15 protein-coding genes are annotated in these 16,134 nt (G+C 44.5%); 9 read left to right on the top strand and 6 right to left on the bottom strand.

From position 1 onward, the window contains the following. Window position 1: 1 nt before the first annotated feature. From NWE95_10570 to NWE95_10560, 3 genes are all read left to right on the top strand, one after another. Window positions 2–736 carry an HAD family hydrolase gene (locus NWE95_10570; GenBank protein ID MCW4004342.1) on the top strand — a complete coding sequence of 245 codons (735 nt, stop codon included), beginning with the start codon at window positions 2–4 and terminating at the stop codon, window positions 734–736. A gap of 315 nt (window positions 737–1,051) precedes the next feature. Beyond that, window positions 1,052–1,954 (top strand): hypothetical protein, encoded by a 903-nt coding sequence (locus NWE95_10565; GenBank protein MCW4004341.1) that lies wholly within the window; start codon window positions 1,052–1,054, stop codon window positions 1,952–1,954. A 200-nt stretch (window positions 1,955–2,154) separates the two neighbouring features. Then, on the top strand, window positions 2,155–4,212 hold the full coding sequence (locus tag NWE95_10560) for a FixH family protein (GenBank protein ID MCW4004340.1): 2,058 nt from the start codon (window positions 2,155–2,157) through the stop codon (window positions 4,210–4,212). Between the two features lie 223 nt (window positions 4,213–4,435). On the opposite strand, the gene NWE95_10555 is transcribed toward NWE95_10560, so the two are convergent. The 4 genes from NWE95_10555 to NWE95_10540 all read right to left on the bottom strand — a co-directional run bounded on the left by NWE95_10555 (window position 4,436) and on the right by NWE95_10540 (window position 7,916). Beyond that, window positions 4,436–5,599, bottom strand: coding sequence for a hypothetical protein (locus NWE95_10555; GenBank protein MCW4004339.1), 1,164 nt, complete (start codon window positions 5,597–5,599; stop codon window positions 4,436–4,438). A 52-nt stretch (window positions 5,600–5,651) separates the two neighbouring features. Beyond that, window positions 5,652–6,470 (bottom strand): molybdopterin-binding protein, encoded by an 819-nt coding sequence (locus NWE95_10550; protein MCW4004338.1) that lies wholly within the window; start codon window positions 6,468–6,470, stop codon window positions 5,652–5,654. An 88-nt stretch (window positions 6,471–6,558) separates the two neighbouring features. After that, the gene (locus NWE95_10545) at window positions 6,559–6,765 is read right to left on the bottom strand and encodes a hypothetical protein (protein ID MCW4004337.1); all 207 of its coding nucleotides are present in this window, start codon (window positions 6,763–6,765) and stop codon (window positions 6,559–6,561) included. A gap of 95 nt (window positions 6,766–6,860) precedes the next feature. Next, a complete protein-coding gene (locus tag NWE95_10540) occupies window positions 6,861–7,916 on the bottom strand; it encodes a zinc metalloprotease HtpX (protein MCW4004336.1) in 1,056 nt (351 codons plus the stop codon). Window positions 7,917–8,056: 140 nt separating this feature from the next. Here NWE95_10540 and NWE95_10535 point away from each other — a divergent pair, with 140 nt between their 5' ends. Continuing rightward, window positions 8,057–8,890, top strand: coding sequence for a PKD domain-containing protein (locus tag NWE95_10535; protein MCW4004335.1), 834 nt, complete (start codon window positions 8,057–8,059; stop codon window positions 8,888–8,890). 33 nt (window positions 8,891–8,923) lie between these two features. Here the strand turns inward: NWE95_10535 and NWE95_10530 are convergent, their stop codons facing one another. Next, a complete protein-coding gene (locus tag NWE95_10530; protein MCW4004334.1) occupies window positions 8,924–9,907 on the bottom strand; it encodes an asparagine synthase C-terminal domain-containing protein in 984 nt (327 codons plus the stop codon). Between the two features lie 220 nt (window positions 9,908–10,127). Between NWE95_10530 and NWE95_10525 the strand changes: the two genes are divergently transcribed. After that, the gene (locus NWE95_10525; GenBank protein MCW4004333.1) at window positions 10,128–10,880 is read left to right on the top strand and encodes a carbon-nitrogen hydrolase family protein; all 753 of its coding nucleotides are present in this window, start codon (window positions 10,128–10,130) and stop codon (window positions 10,878–10,880) included. Here the strand turns inward: NWE95_10525 and NWE95_10520 are convergent. After that, entirely contained in the window at window positions 10,867–11,751 is an 885-nt protein-coding gene (locus NWE95_10520; protein ID MCW4004332.1) for a hypothetical protein, read from the bottom strand. The genes NWE95_10525 and NWE95_10520 overlap by 14 nt on opposite strands. A gap of 60 nt (window positions 11,752–11,811) precedes the next feature. Here NWE95_10520 and NWE95_10515 point away from each other — a divergent pair, with 60 nt between their 5' ends. From NWE95_10515 to NWE95_10500, 4 genes are all read left to right on the top strand, one after another. Continuing rightward, the gene (locus NWE95_10515; protein ID MCW4004331.1) at window positions 11,812–12,030 is read left to right on the top strand and encodes a 4Fe-4S dicluster domain-containing protein; all 219 of its coding nucleotides are present in this window, start codon (window positions 11,812–11,814) and stop codon (window positions 12,028–12,030) included. Window positions 12,031–12,053: 23 nt separating this feature from the next. Beyond that, window positions 12,054–13,076: an adenosylcobinamide amidohydrolase gene (locus NWE95_10510; protein MCW4004330.1), complete on the top strand. Its 1,023-nt coding sequence runs from the start codon at window positions 12,054–12,056 to the stop codon at window positions 13,074–13,076. Between the two features lie 403 nt (window positions 13,077–13,479). Then, complete coding sequence (locus NWE95_10505; protein MCW4004329.1) at window positions 13,480–14,481, top strand: cobalamin biosynthesis protein; 1,002 nt, start codon at window positions 13,480–13,482, stop codon at window positions 14,479–14,481. Between the two features lie 64 nt (window positions 14,482–14,545). Next, complete coding sequence (locus NWE95_10500; protein ID MCW4004328.1) at window positions 14,546–16,000, top strand: B12-binding domain-containing radical SAM protein; 1,455 nt, start codon at window positions 14,546–14,548, stop codon at window positions 15,998–16,000. Window positions 16,001–16,134 lie beyond the last annotated feature (134 nt).

Raw genomic sequence — 16,134 nt, 5'->3', positions numbered from 1 at the left:
CATGGTTTGTAAAGCTGTAATTTTCGATTACATAGGCACATTGGTTAACTGCAGAAACTACAGCATGGATGCTTCACGCGATAATTTGCATTCAGCACTGGTGGCAGAAGGCTTTGACGTTGCCAAGGACGCTTTTTTGAAGGCTTATACTGTTGCTCATGAGAAGTACCGCAAAGTGCGCTATGAACAGTTCAGGGAAGTAACTAATGCTGTCTGGGTGGCAGAAGCACTATGCAATATAGGCTTTCAGGTGTCGGCAGATGATTACCGAGTGCAAGCCGCTTTGAATGTTTTCTTCCAAGACTTTATCGACACACTTGAAATTCGTGCAGGCGCAAACAAACTAATCAAACAAGCTCACCAGCAATACAAAGTAGGCTTAATCTCAAACTTCACCTATGCGCCAGTCATATACAAGAGCCTTAGACACCTACACCTAAACGATTACTTCCACGCGGTCGTAGTTTCAGAGGAGCATGGATGGAGAAAACCAAGCCCACACATTTTCCAAGATGCCCTAAACAAGCTCCAAGTGCAAGCACACGAAGCAGCATTCATCGGCGACAGCCCAATCGAAGACATCAAAGGCGCCAAAGACGCAGGACTAAAAACAATTTTTGTAGCCTCACAATTCAATACCCTAAAAAACCTCGCAGAAAGCAAACAACAACCAAACTACACCGCCAAAAACCTAAAACTGATTACAGAAAAATTAGACCAAATACTATCCACTTAAGCATCCAAGACAGCCCACTTTTCTATGGCATAGCCAGCCGAAATAGAGCAGTTGCTAACAAAGATGAAACTTCCTCTTTTATAGGGGATAGGGTCTACTGGCAAAGCAATAAAACCTCAAAAAGAGCCTAAATTAGTCTAAAAAAGACCTAAATCCCATTTCCACAAGCGCACAGGTCAGCAAGCTTATGATTATACTACAAAGCAAACATCCTCATAATCCAAAAATCAGAAACATAGCCCATCAACTGCAAAGACTTATAACTTGCTAAGCCAATTCCATACAAAAAGACACAAACTATGGTGAATTGAAACCTTGAAATTCGGCGTATTTCTTTATCAACCAGAGCCTGTTGAAGGCGTCGATTACAACTTCTACCGTTTAAAATCAGAATCAGGAATCGTTGGAAAACCCAACCCAGAAATGTACACAAACATCGCATGCTTCGGCGACAACTTCATGGCAGCAAAACGCCCAGACTGGGTATCTGTCAGCTCATGGGGCCCAGCACTGCGCACAAACAAGCGCTATAATCTGCGCTGGGATGTCGTCTGCATGACTAACCCAGAAGCCAGAGAATACAACCTAAAAATCATCGCTGAAAGCGCCAAAGTCACCCCCGGCATCAGCATCAGTAGCCAACACTTCGCTGACCAGCACTTCTGCACATGCCCCAGATGCATAAAAGAACAAGCCAAAAGCGGCTTAAGCTGGGTTGAATGGAGAGCAAAAACAGTAACAGACTTCCTTGCCGAAGTTAAAGAAATCGTCAGCGGCAAACCACTTTTCGTCAACCTTTTGCCTGATCCCCTACTGGGCAAACTGCGCTTCGGATACGACTTTGACGCTTTAGCACAATACGCTGACTACTTTGTAGTGCCCATGTTCAGCAAAGCCTACCCAACACCATGGTACTGGGAAACCATCGCACGCGGCTTCAAAAGCCAACTAAAGAAGCCCTTCTTCGTGAACTTTTATGTCCGTGGACCAAACGAAACATGGGACACAGTGGCACCCACAAAACAAGTTATGACCGTTGCCACAAGGGTTGCAAGGCAAGGTGTAGACGGCATAATCTTCCTAGCTGAGAAAGCTGATTACATCCGAGAGTTCCAAAAGAACGCCGTTGCCGACAAAGAAACACGAGAATTCCTCAAAGACCACAACGGCGACGAAGTCCTCGAACTCTTCAACCGATGGGAAAAACTCTACAAATAAATCCCACTCTCTCTTAATTCATTTAAGAAAAACCCTTGAAAGCGGCAAGCCTTTAGATTTTTTCTTAGCCCTCACCATTAACAATAGCGAATTGTTTACCTGTTGAACGTTTGACCTACACAGTTATCTTAATCGTAAGTCTTATTACTTGCTAATCTCTCTAAACCGTAAGATACAGAATTAAAAATCGACGGATAACAATGAACAATAAACTGTTAGCAGGCATAGCCATTTCAATAATCATATGTTCAGCTATGTTCTTTGAGCAAGTTTCTTCAGAAGCCATAGCTCAACCAAGTAAACTAAAAATTTATGTTGGCCCAACAAGCGTCCCTGCTGACGATAGCACGTACAACTGCATTTTTGTACAATTACAGGACTCTAGTGGAAAACCTGCGAGAGCCGTACAAGACACAACCATTAGCCTCTCATCCTCTGCCACAAACATAGGAACAGTTGACCCCTCAATAACAATTCCACGGGGATCTACATATGGGGCAGCAAATTTCCATTCCACATTCACGCCTGGAACAACAACCATAGCTGCCACAGCAACAGGCTACGCAACCGTACAGGCATCAGTTACAACCGTTGGACCAAACCCCACACAAATAGCAGTGTACGGCTTCCCATCAACCTTACCAGCAGATGGCCTCTCCCATGAATCTTTGTTAGTTCAATTGCAAGATTCCAGCGGTTCTCCCGCCAAAGCCCCTAAGGGCGGCATACAAGTCACACTCTCCAGTTCAAACGCAACGGTGGGTGATGTTACCCCATTGGTTACAATTCCTGAAGGGCAAACTTACACGATAGCAACCTTCAACGCTACTTCAGTGGGACAAACGGTTATTACTCCTGTATCTTCAGGTTATGTATCAAAACAGACAACAATAACAACAAAACCCATTATGGAACCTCTGCAACTCAAAATTTTCACAGGCTCACCAAAAGTATTAGCGGATAAAAATTCATACCATCATATCGCAATTCAAATACAGGATTCTAAAGGCAACGTGGCAGTTGCTCCTTCTGACGTTATAGTAACCTTATCGTCCTCTGACCAGACAATAGGTACCACAGAAGCACAAATAACAATTCAGCAATCAAAAACTTATGCGTTGGCGACGTTAACTACAACCTACAAAGCGGGCACCACTACAATTACTGCAGCGGCAACCAACCTTGCCGCAGCGCAACAAGCAATAAGTACAATCGGTTTTACTCCATCAAAATTAGCCGTCTACTGTGTCCCATCAGCCTTACCATCAGATAATCGAGCATACGAAATTATTCAGGTTCAACTTCAAGATTCGCAAGGTCACCCAGCAAAGGACCCTGTGGGAGGTGTGACTGTTAGTTTATTTTCTTCAAAGCCAGAAGTCGGGGAGGTCAGCTCGACACTAACAATACCGTTTGGTAAAACTCATGCAACAGGAACATTTACGGTCACAAATGCTCCTGGTTCCAGCTCGGTTACTGCTCAAGCTTCCAGCTATACAACCGGGCAAGCTACAATAACAACTTATACTCTTGACTTTTCAACTTTAGATGTTACGCTAACAGCGCCAGAAAGTGTTCTCAACGGAAACAAAACAGAAATAACCGCCTACATAACCGCTGAAGGCAACCCTGTTACAGGAGCAACCGTCAAATTTACATCAAATAACGGTGGAAAATTCACTACGACGCAAGAGGATGAACCAGGCGTTTATAAAACAACGTTTACGGCGCCCAGCTTTTCTAAAATAACCACCTGTACCATAACTGCGACTGCGTCAAAATCAGGTTTTATTGGTTCTCAGGCTACGGTGCAGATAGCTGTGGGTCCAACGTTAGCTACTAATTCAACAACTAGTAACAGTACAGGCACTTTGCAGTTGCGCGTCCAAGACAGCAATGGCAACTTCTTGAGTGATGCAATGGTCACTTCTACTGCTCAGCCTCAAGGGATGAAAGCGCTCTCGGGAATTACGAATGAAACAGGTTGTGTTACGTTCAGAAACGCGACAATTGGATCTTACACTTTTCTGATAACCAAAGAGGGTTACGAGGCAATGAATCAGACAATTAATTTCAAAGGCACCTCATCACCGTTAACGTTGGTACTCTTTGGTAACGCTCAAGGCGACAACACAATGTTGCTAATTATAGTGGCGGTTGTAATAGTTGTCGTTATTGTAGTCGTTAGTATAGTTTTGATTAAACGCAGAAAATCTGACAATAGTCTTAAGGATTATTCGAAATACTTCAAGTCTTAGTTTATTTTTTACTGATTGTGCGATGCTTACCAAGAGGCACCATCAACGCGCCGATTATAATCTACCTTTTTAAGGCAATATTTGAGGGCAAAACAAAGTAGAGCCCATCGAGTTTGATGCCGTGTTGCAAAAATTTGTTGCTCTGTCGATAGACCCTATCCCCCTATTTAAAGGGCTAAATTTCAGCATATTATTGAACTGTTTTGCGCCAATACGATAGTCCCTATAAGATGCCTGTATCACCCTGTAAAGTACTTGGCGCCACTTCTTTTTTAGATCTAAGTTTGACAAACGCAACAAAGACTACAATTATAGCTAACGCTGAAGATGCTACAACTGCAACCATGTACCAGGGCACGATAAAGATGCTAACTTGAGCGCTGGTTGCGCCATTGTACTGTTTGTTACCTGCCCAGCTAGCTTGAATTGCGATGTCGCCGACTGTTGGGGGAACCCAGTCGTACTGAAACTGACCATTCTGTTGTGTTTGCACAGTACCGATGGTTATCCAGTTTGAATGGTTAATTTTTGCTTGTATCGTAACATTTTCGTTTGCGACTTCGGGGAGGATTTGGCCGCTGATTGTTAACTTGTTGATTGATATCATAAGTGATGATGAGACCTGCAGTGTTACGTTGCTTGGGTCTAGTTCTTTGAGGTTTGCGGCAACTTGCCCGATAGAGGTTTGTTCTACGTTGTTTAATGTTATGACTTTGGCTGAAGCGTTCTGGTATGGGGTTGGGCATTCACCGATTCGCCAGCCATTGCGCCAGTTTGTACCAGTACATTCACCAATGTAATACTTGACATTTTGGTGGTTGACAAAATAGACACTATTTCTTGCATCATTGGGTGCACTGGCAAGTTCCACTCCAATCTGCATATGCAACTCATCTTCATAATAGAGTAGCACAGTGTTGATTCCTCCTGCCTTAAGTATTGAAGCCGCGATAAGTGCGAACAGGTCACAGTCGCCTTTACCTTCGACTAGTGTTTCAACTGGATACTTACCTGGGAGTGTTTCTTCGTACTTGATTTGATGGACGAGCATAAGGACGCCGTTGGTGAAGTCTTCTTGGTTATCATAAATCTGCCATAGACTATCAGCTATGGGTTTTAGTGTGTAAGGCGTCACGAACTTGCCAAACTGCTCAAGTGAGAACAAGACATGGCTCTTACTCCTGTAGTACTGGTAAAGCGTCTGGGAGATTGTCACATTAAGCTCGTAAGTTACGTTGCCGTCTGGTCGATTCAGCAACAGAAATGAAGATGTGTATGTTGGCGTTTCATCTTGCGTTTTGCCCAGCGGCAACAAGGAAAAAGCTACGATGACGATTGTAATTGCTGTTATTACCTTAAGGTTGGAAATTCTCATCTTCTTTAGCATTTTTTACTCACTGATAGATTTAATGCTTAAAATCCTTATTCCCAAATCCAGTTCACTGCTGAAATTGGGCTTTTCCATTGTTCTGTTCGATTAAACGGCAAAGCTCAGTTGCAGCCTTAAAGATTTTTCGAGCGGGTTCTTCTTCTGGTGACGCAATGGTTGTTAGATGCGCCTCAATGCGGGGTTTGATTTCGGTTAACATGGGGTGAGATTTTATGTAAACTCCTTCATTTTCGCTCATTACTTGATCGATTAAGGGGGCTAAACGGGACTCCATTATATCCTCTACAAAAATGCTCTGTTCACAAAACATGTTGCAACCGACGGCTTCCTTAAGTAATGGTTTAATCGTTTGTGTAAAAATTGCTTCCATTTCAGATGGCACGCCTGGAAGAGCAAACAGAACTGTGTCGTCTACGTTCGCTTTGGCTACGGGTGCAGTTCCAATTGGATTGATTATTGGTTCTGTTTTTTCAGGAAAAGTTGCCATCTTCACTCTGGGCGGCGTCAGCTCGGTTTCTGTTGGCATCTGCCGTTTTTTCGCGTATTCTATAATCCTTTGTTTGACCATTTCGAGGGCTGCTGGGTTTACTTCTAATTTGCGGTTAAGTGCTCTTGCGATGCCTTGGAGTGTTTTGTCGTCAAAGGTTGGTCCTAAACCGCCTGTAGTGATTATGAAGCGCGGCTTGCGTGCTATGGCTTCACAAATAGAGTTGGCTATTTCGTCAATGAGGTCTTGCACTACGGTTACTCGCTTTACATTCACGCCTAGCTGGGTGGCTTGTTTTGCTAGCCAATGCGCGTTTGTGTTGGGGATTTTCCCGATGAGCAACTCGTTTCCAACACAGATAACTTCCATGTCAATAGCCATAGCAGTCACAGCAAGTTTAGATTAAATGAGCAAAATTTGTTTATAGTGTTTTCTAACAAATCGTATGTGACCTATTAGGTCGGTGGTCTCATTTTTTGCTCAGATACCACTTGAGGTATTCTTTTTTGCGGTTCTGCCTGATTTCGTCCTCGGTTTCGTAGTCTGGTCGGTTCTTGTCGTGCATGTCGTTTAGTTCCTGCCCCGTGCAGGATAACCCGCAGCTTTTGCAGACATACTGCTTAGTCATTGCGATGTAGTGCATTTCTCCGCCGCATTCAGGACAATAATTCACCATTTCTATGCTCTCTTTGATTTTTATAGTAAATCATTTTTGGAGAGATATTAGTCTTCGCATAGAATCCAAGAAATTTAACCTAAAAAAGAGCGCGTTTAGACGTGAGCGTACATTTTGTCGCTTGCGTAGGTTCCAGTAGCCATTTCTTTTTCGATTTCCCGCAAGAGCTGTATGCGCTTGAACGTAGGCGGATGCGTGGCAAATAGGCTGTTCATTTGAACCCATGTGCTGCTGGCTTCTCTTTCCATGGCTTGGTTGAGTTCGCGCTCGTTTAAAACGCCATCATTATCTAAGTCATACTCGTCTTTTTTGCTCATCACTTTCTGGATTTCCCGTTTTGCTGTTGCTGGGTCTCCGATGTAAAAGGCTCTGGCGCCTTCTGGAGCTTTAGGTGAGATTGATAAGCCATAGGTTATTTTTGCCAGTGCACTTTGTAAGCCGTGGGGTGAGCCTGTTAAATAAGCAGAAAACGCATCTGCATAATGTTCGCGCAGTCGGCTAAGTCTCATAACTACTAGAAAAGTTAGGATGTAAATTACGAAAGAAATCACGCCGATTATCACTAGGGCGGCGCCAACGTTTCCTTCTTTTTGATTTCTGCGCCTGCTACCCATTGAGCTAATCATGCCTGCTCGCAATGCGAACTGGGCAATTAGGTACGCAATTAGGGGCAACGCTGAAAGGATAGTCATTACAACGTAATCTTTGTGTTTTATGTGCCCCAGTTCATGGGCTATTACAGCCTCAATTTCTCCCTTATTTAGCGACCTCAAGAGTCCATCATGCACAGCCAATGTGGCGCTTCTGGTGGTTCTGCCAAACGTAAACGCGTTAGGCGTATTATTAGGCACAGTTGCTAACTTGGGCATGGGGATTCCGCTTTTGTCTGCCAACTCTTTCACCATTGATTCAAGCCAAGGATTCTCACCTGGCTTGAGGTAATGCAGCTTTGTGGTGGCTGCAACGATGGCTGGCCCTATCGCGTACTGGAACAGTATGAATAGCGCTGACCCGCCTATGGCAATGAGTAAGCCTGTGAAAAGGTCCAATTCTAAGAAAAAGACTACAGCAAACACAAGAACGCTGAATATGAAGGCAGATAGGAATATGGATGTAGCCATTGCGAACTTGAGTTGCGACAGATTAGCCAAGCTTTTGCCCCCTTCTTAGTGACTCTCAAAAATAACCATTAAGGAATTAAGTCTTTTCCCAAAAAGGTCAGATTACGGGTTGAATTCTGGTAAACTCTTATATTGAAAAATAATGAGTTCACCTTGAGAGCTGGATCACTATGAAGCTTAACCAAACAAAGAAGTGTAGTGTCTTTCTAACTATTACGTTAATGCTAATTGCCACCCTTTCAGTGAGCGTTTTCTCAGCGCAAGTCACTGCCCAAACAACAACGTCGGTAACAATAAACAATGGAGCAACCTACACTAATTCAACTTCCATAACGCTTACTCTTTCATCAACCAACGCCACGCAAATGCGTTTCTCAACCGACAACTCTTCATGGTCAGAGTGGGAGACCTATAGCACTTCAAAAAACTACACTTTAGCAGAGGACAACGTTAGCTATACTGTCTACGTTGAATTCAAAAACAGTGACAACCAAACCTCAACCGCCAATTCATCTATCATTCTCGATACTACTCCGCCTGAAGTATACTCATACGCTGCATGGTATTCCACTGACTACCGAACCGTGTATTTCGATGCATCCTACTGCACAGATAACTATGGAATAGCGAACTATACATGGAACTTTGGAGACGGCAACACCACAACCGGTGTCATCGTAATACATACCTATGAAGAAATGGGAAACTACACGGTAACCTTATCAGTGCAGGACTTAGCAGGCAACATTGCAACAAATAGTTTCAACGCAAAAATTCCAGACTTAACCACGGTGGCTACAGCCACTCCTACGCCTACCTACACTGCCCCGCCGACAACAACCCCCACTGCTCAACCAACAGCTTCCCCCACCTCAACAGCAACTGATAATTCAACATGGATAGTGGTTATGCTTGGCGCAGTTGTTGCTGCAATAGCCGTCGTTGGCGTAGTAATCATTCTAACGCTGAAAAAAAGCTCAAAACCAGTGCCTTCAGCACCTTAAACTTTTTTTTAATTAACAAAAAGAGGAAAAGGATTAAATTGGGTAAGCTCCGCAGATTTTGCAGAACTGAATCTTTGTTTTAAGATAGCTCTTGCATTTGGGGCATTGTATGGCGCCTTCGGTTTTTGGGTAGACGTCTTTGGGTTTCCCGAATACCTTGCGGAAATGCTCGTAGTAAAGGAGTTGTTCTTTGTCTTGGATTTCAACGTCGTCTTGTTCTTTGATGGCTTGCTTTTTCTCCGCAAACTCTTTGTCAGTGACATAATCCTCAAAGTGCGTTCTTAATGTCTCAGTTCCCGTGCCTGCTTCAAGTGGTGCTTTGGGTCTCCAGATAATGTCTTTCGGTATGACGTCTTCGTAGGCTTTGCGCAGAATCCACTTTCCGTACTTTATGCCATTGTACATGTTGATTTTGTATTTGATGGGGAGTTTCTTTGCCCAATCCATGAACTCTGGGTCAAGGTAGGGTGCTTTTATGGTCATCCCAAGAGAGGCGGCCATGGGGATTGATGAGAAACCCATTTCAGCCCACATCTCCTGCTGTTTCACTGCGAACTGTTCTTCAGTGAGGTGGAATTGCCATGGGTAACCAAAAAGTTCGTCTAAGGCGTCGCCAGTGAATACGCTCTTTATTCCTCTCGGTTTGAATAATGTCAAGCCTATGTATACTGGGAGGCTGTTTCGGATTTCCATAGGGTCGAATTTTTTGAGTGCTTCCACAACTTTCGGGTAAAACTTTAGAACATCTTCGCGACCGAACTCGTATGTTTCGTGTTTCAGATGTAAGAGTTCAACCATTCTCTTGACGTATTCGGTGTCTTTTGGTTTTCCATGCTTGAAAGCCAATGTGAGGCATGGAATGTCAGGTTTGTACTTTACTGCTTCATAAACGATGATTTGGGTGTCGGTTCCAGCGGAAAAGAGAAAGCCATCAGCGAGGTTTCGTTTTACACACTTGTTGATTAACGTTCTAACTTCTGGCAAAAGTTTGCTAACTTCAGACTCATTAAGGCTCAATATTTATCCCTCGATATTACAGTGTTTGTCATCCGCGGGACATATAAAGTTAACTGTATGCATATAAAAGCAGGTAAATAATAAACAACTGTGCTAAAACCATAGCTAATGCTGAACAATCGGCTACCAAAAGAGTGCAATAATATGTAACGGGTTAAGCAACTATGTTTAAATGTTCAAAAACAAAACTCAATAACGATACACCTGAGGTTCAAATCCTTTGAAAGTAAGCCTCTTACACATGGAAATACGAACCACGCTGAAAGATAATCTAAAGGCTGCAGAAAACGTGATTTTCAAAGCCACCAAACAGAAATCAGCCTTAATCGCTCTCCCCGAATACTTCTCTGTGCCCAATTGCATGGGGGACTTCACTGACGCCCAAAAAATCAGCAAAGAAACATGCGCAAAAACACTCAAGTTCCTGCAAGAAGTCTCCAAAGCGATAGGTGACATCTACCTTCTCGGAGGCTCAGTGCTTGAAGAAGACAACGGTAAATACTACAACACAAGCACTCTGTGGAGAAATGGCAAAGTGCTTGCTAAATACAAAAAAATCAATCCCATAAGCGCGGAAATCAAGGCGGGCGTCTCCAAAGGCAAAGAGCCCCTTGTGGTTGATACGGAAATCGGCAAGATTGGAATGTTAGTGTGTGCTGACACGTTTGACCCTGACCTTGTAAAACGAACCGTCAATTTGGGAGCAGAAATCATTACTTTACCCGTAGCAGCCATGGGCACTCACCCAACGGTTAAAGGTCACCCGTTAACCGAGCAGATTGCCCGAGACTACGGTTTGTTTGTGCTTAAAGTTGGAAACGTCTGCTCAAGCATGCGAGGCGGCAGAAGCGCCATCATTGCTCCATGGGGAATCCTCGGCGAGGTCTCGGATTCTCCTGAAGACTCGATACTGACTGGTGAGCTCGATATGGAAAAACTAAGGGATTATAGAAGAAAACTCAGTAAAGCTTAGCCCAAGAATTAACTATACGAATCATTTCTTTAAACTCATAAGTCTCGAGCCAATCGCGGAAGTCAGTGTTTTGAACAGCAAACCTTGCAACTTGTCGTGCATTCTCGGAGTCATGCACCAAAAGCAACACCGCGTCCAGTTTGTGACGGGACAAGTAAGCCACCGTTTTTAGGAGTGCATCTATTTTTTCGTCGCTGGGCATTTCAGCACTCAACTCTACCACAACGGGTTTTTTGAGGATAGCTACAAAGTCTCTTGTAATCATGTCTACCCAATAGTTGGTTAGGTAATCGCGTGACGAGAGCGGCACATGGAAGTAGTCAACAAGCTCTGATATCGCATTTAGATCCAAGCCGAACCTCTCTTTCGCGAGCACTGGGTCAGGGTAAATCTCAACCGCAAAAGTTCCTTTTGTGTAAGTCTTGGCTTCTTTGAGGAATTCCGTGACGGTTTGCGCTCTCCAATCGGTCCAGTTTAAACCGCTTTTACGTAAAAGCTCTTGGCATCTTGGGCATGTGCAGAATTCTTGGTCTGGAAAATGGTAGAGGTTCAACGTTACGCCAGAGATGTCTTCTTTGCTTAGGTTGTCGAGGTAATCAAAGACGTTAGCTCGGTACTGCGGATGCGTGGGGCACACGAAATCAAAAGCCAAGTTGGCGCGCCTGTTCCTGCGCAACGCTGGACCACTACTTGAAACCGCTACTATGCTTGGGGCTTCGCGGATGGCTTTAGCATCACAGAAAACAGTAACGTCATTTTGCATGCCTTTTGCCGCTGGAAAAACTTGACCATCCGCCCATTTCGAATAGTAAACATGCGGGTCAAACCCCTCAACTCTCTCAGGTTTATACGTCACTAGCCCAATCTGCATGCCAATACCCTGTGCGCGCAACAAATATATTCTTGGCGCTTATTTACTTGTTGATTCGCCATGGGCAAGCAGACCTCACCAATCACAATCGACCTCTCGAAATGTACTCCGTGCGCAGGCTTAATCTGCATCGGGGTTTGTCCACAAGGCGCGCTCGAAGAGGGCAAAAACAAAAAACCACAAGTTATCGATGTGGTACAATGCACGCGGTGCGGTGTCTGCCTAAATTTGTGCCCAGCTAAAGCTATCACTATAAATCCAAGTAAACCCCAAAAATAGCCACAACAAGGGACCTGACCACTTTGGAGCAGTACAATCTAGCGGAAGACGCAAAACTAATCATAAAAGAAAACGTGCTGGCAGTCGTATCAGAAAAGGGTTTAGCAACAGTTAGTTCAGCAATTTTTAACGGCGGCTTCTCACACGTAAAAGCCATCGTAAACGTTGGCGTACCCCCCGGCTACAGTGACCAAGCTCTTCACATGGACCCCATGGTGCTCATTACTTCTTCTGCGGAAAAACTTGGCATAACCAAGGATTATCTTGCCATGGTTACAGCCGCCAACATACAAAACTACAGCCTAGTCACCAAGAAAACAGACGCTTTCTCAGTTAGTGTTGCCGCAACTGCGGGGTGCTCTCATGGAGAATCCTCTGGCGAACAGATGAATGTTCAAGAAATGTTCGGAACAATAAATGTCATAGTCCTAATTGACGGTAACCCAACGCAGAGTTGCATGGTGGCGGCGATAATTACTGCAACTGAAGCTAAATCGGCGGCGCTTAGAGACTTTGACGTGCGAAGCCGCTACACTGGCGACTCAGCCACGGGGTCAATAACGGACAGCGTCACGGTTGCTTGTACGGGCACTGGCAAAGAAATCAAGCTTTCAGGTCCAGCCTCCAAGCTAGGAAAACTTATCGCTTACTGCGTCAGACATGCGGTTACACAGGCGTTGCTTCGGCAAGAGCCTGAATGGGCAAACCGCACGGTACTTGACAGGCTAAAGGAGAGGCATTTGCCGCTGGAAAAGCTGGCGGCTGAAGTTTCAAAGATTGAAGGCTTAGCTGTAACTGCCGAAGAATTGGCGAAAATTCTAAATAGTAACCCCTCCGCGTTGGCTTCCCTGTTGGCGGCTGCAAAAATGGATGACGACTACAAGAAAAACCTGCTCCCAACCGACTTGCCAGACTGGGAAACAGCAAGCAGAAGCTTAACAGATATGGATTACTCTAAACTGCCAAACTACGGCGCAGTTGACCTGCCGCCTTTCATAAAGACCATATTAGCCAAAGTTGTAAAGACTGCCCACAGCAAAGTGTAGTGGTAAGTGTCATTGAAAGTTTTCCGCTCCAAAACATGTTGAAAAATTCCGCCTTTAACAGTAGATCAAAAAAATACTTATTCTGCTTTAGTGCAATCCGCGACAACCAGCCAGTAGCCCGTAACAGACGCAAAAACAACAACAAACTGCACTGCCAAACCCAAAAGAAGATGAAGAACAAGGGCAAGTGTTTCTTCTTCTTTTAATAGAAAAACAAAACCAAACAAAAATCTTGATCTACTGAAAAATATGGGGATAGGGTCTATGGCAGAGCAACAAGTCTTTGGTAACATAGCATCATAGGTTATAATAAAAAAATTGCAACTATTTCTGTTGTGGTGTTTACCGTAATTGATATTAACTGTTTGTTGGATGTATCTCAAAACGGAATGCTTGGGTACCCTTGGAGCTAAACCTACTAAACATCCTGACTGCCTTGGAAATGTTGGTTTTTGCTATACTGTTAGATTTGGCTATCGGTGACCCATCGCCTAATTACCCTGACAAATGGGTTTTCAAAGTGCACCCAACCGTTTTGATGGGCAAGTTCACAAAGAAAATTGAACCCTTCTTTAAGAGCAAAAACGCGAACACGGAAAAGTTTCTGGGTGTTCTCTTGGGGTTAACGGTGATTTCTGTTTTTGCGCTTCCAGTGTTCTTCGGTTTGTGGGCAATCTACACCTTCGTACCCTTCTACATCAACATCATCATCTACGGCTTCATCGGCATCATCCTGCTCAAAATGACCATATGCATCAAGCTTGAGACTGACTGGGCAAAAGCCGCAGCCAAAGCCATCCAACAAAACAATTTGAACGAAGCAAAAAAGTACCACCACTTCTCAAGGCGCGACTCAAAAGACCTAAACGGAGCACAGATCAGCAGCGCAGTCATCGAATCCATGGCAGAAAACCTAATCGACTTTAAACTCTCACCAATGATGTCTTTTGCACTGTTCGGTGTAACAGGAGCTATCGCTTTCCGAGCCATAAACACACTTGACGGCATGGTTGGCTTCAAAACAAAAGAACACATCAACATAGGCTGGTTTAGCGCAAATCTAGACACAATCGTAAACTACATCCCAACACGACTCACCGCACTGCTCATGATTGGCGCCGCTGCAATCCTACGCATGGATGCCAAGAACGCTTGGAGAATCGCCTATCGCGACCACAGAAAAACACCCAGCCGAAATCACGGTTGGCCAATGGCCGCGGTCGCAGGTGCACTCCGGGTGCAACTGGAAAAGCCTGGGCAGTACATTCTCGGCGAACCATTGGAGCCACTGACAGGCGAGAAAATCTTGGATGCCTTGCGTATTAGGGATGTTACGATTGTTTTGTGGGTTCTGCTATGCGTTGTCGTGCTTGTGGTTGTGCGTTTTTGGTTTTTGCCCATTTAGTGCAAAGCTATTAATCGAAGCTTTTGGGTATTTCTGACTTAGAGTGCACCATATGCGTGTCTGCTTGATTAATCCACCAAGGATTCAGCCCAAAGCATGGGGAAGACCGAACGTTTTTCCACCCATAGTTTTAGCAACTGTGGCTGCGGTTCTGGAAAAAAAGCATAAGGCATGCATTATTGATGCTCCAACCGAGGGCTGGAAGAACCTTGCTGACTTAGACGAAACAAAGTACCGTGTCGGATTAAGCGCAGAAACCATTGCACAACGCGTGAAGCAGTGGAATCCTGACGTGGTTGTTGTTGAGATTCCGTTTTCTGGCTGGTCAAAAACTGCCTTTGAAGTAGTTACTGCCATAAAAAAAGTTAAACCTCAAGTTACAGTTGTGTTGATTGGTCAGCATCCTTCAGCGCGCCCAGAAACCTGCCTCTCAGAGCCTGATGTTGATTTTGTGGTCATCGGCGAACCTGAAAACACAGTTTCCGAACTCGTTGACATGCTAAACTCAGGCAAACACGAATTCGAAAAAATTGCTGGTTTAGGTTTTAAGAAGAGCGGTAAAACTGTTCTCACGGGCAAGCGTCCAATTATTACCGATATGGATTCTCTGCCTTTTCCTGCAAGGCACCTGCTTCCGATGAATATCTACAACGAAGCCGTAAAAGAGATTCCGCTACGTGGCGAAATAAGCAAACCATGGACAATAGTTACAACAAGCAGAGGCTGCCCATACAACTGCGTGTTTTGCTCTAATGCTATCGTTTGGGGTCGGCAATGGCGTGCAAGAAGCCCAAAAAACGTGGTTGATGAATTGGAATTTTTAGTTAAGACTTACGGGATTAAGCAGATTGATTTTTACGACGAAAACATGACGCTAGACAAGAAGCGCATGGCAGAGATTTGCGATTTAATTGTCGAACGAAAATTGCGCATTGAATGGTTCACACCCAACGGCATCAGAGCAGACACACTAGATGAAGCGCTCCTTAGAAAAATGAAGAAGGCAGGCTGCAAAAAAATCCGTGTTGCTCCAGAATCAGGCGTGCAACGTATAGTTAACGATGTCATCAAAAAAGAGTTAGACCTAAAAAGCGTTGAGCACGCTGTGGTTGCCTGCAAGAAGGCGGGGATTAAAGTGGGTGTTTTCTTTGTCATGGGGTTAATCGGCGAAACCAAAGCGGACATCGAAGAAACCATAAAGTTTGCGTATAAGCTTAAGCGGTTGGGTGCTGACAGCTTCATCTTCAGCATCGCCATGCCACTCTACGGCACAACATTCTATGAGCAAGCAAGAGATGGCGGTTTCCTCAAAGAAGGCTTTTGCGATTTCGCGCTGGCGGCAACTGAACCGCTGGTTGAGACACCAGAGTTTTCAGCAAAAGACCTGCAAGAGTTGTGTGCAAGAGCCAATCTGGCTAATCCAACGTTCACACGTTACAAGGTTATGAGGGCAATTAAAAACCCGCGCAAAACGGCGCAGATACTTCTTAAAAGAAGCAAAATGAAAAAACAGAGTTAACTATAGCGCTTTTTTATAGCAACCCTGTTTATGCTGTAAATTGGCGTAATATTGAAGTTTTGTTGCTCTGCACCTACCCCTATCCCCTTATATAACGCGAGTTTAGGACGCTGGGTGGTTGTGGGCGGGTTTAC

The organism is Candidatus Bathyarchaeota archaeon (assembly GCA_026014725.1).
Taxonomy (GTDB): domain Archaea; phylum Thermoproteota; class Bathyarchaeia; order Bathyarchaeales; family Bathycorpusculaceae; genus Bathycorpusculum.
The sequence above is the reverse complement of the archived record's forward strand: the minus strand, read 5'-3'. Positions and strand labels throughout refer to the sequence as shown.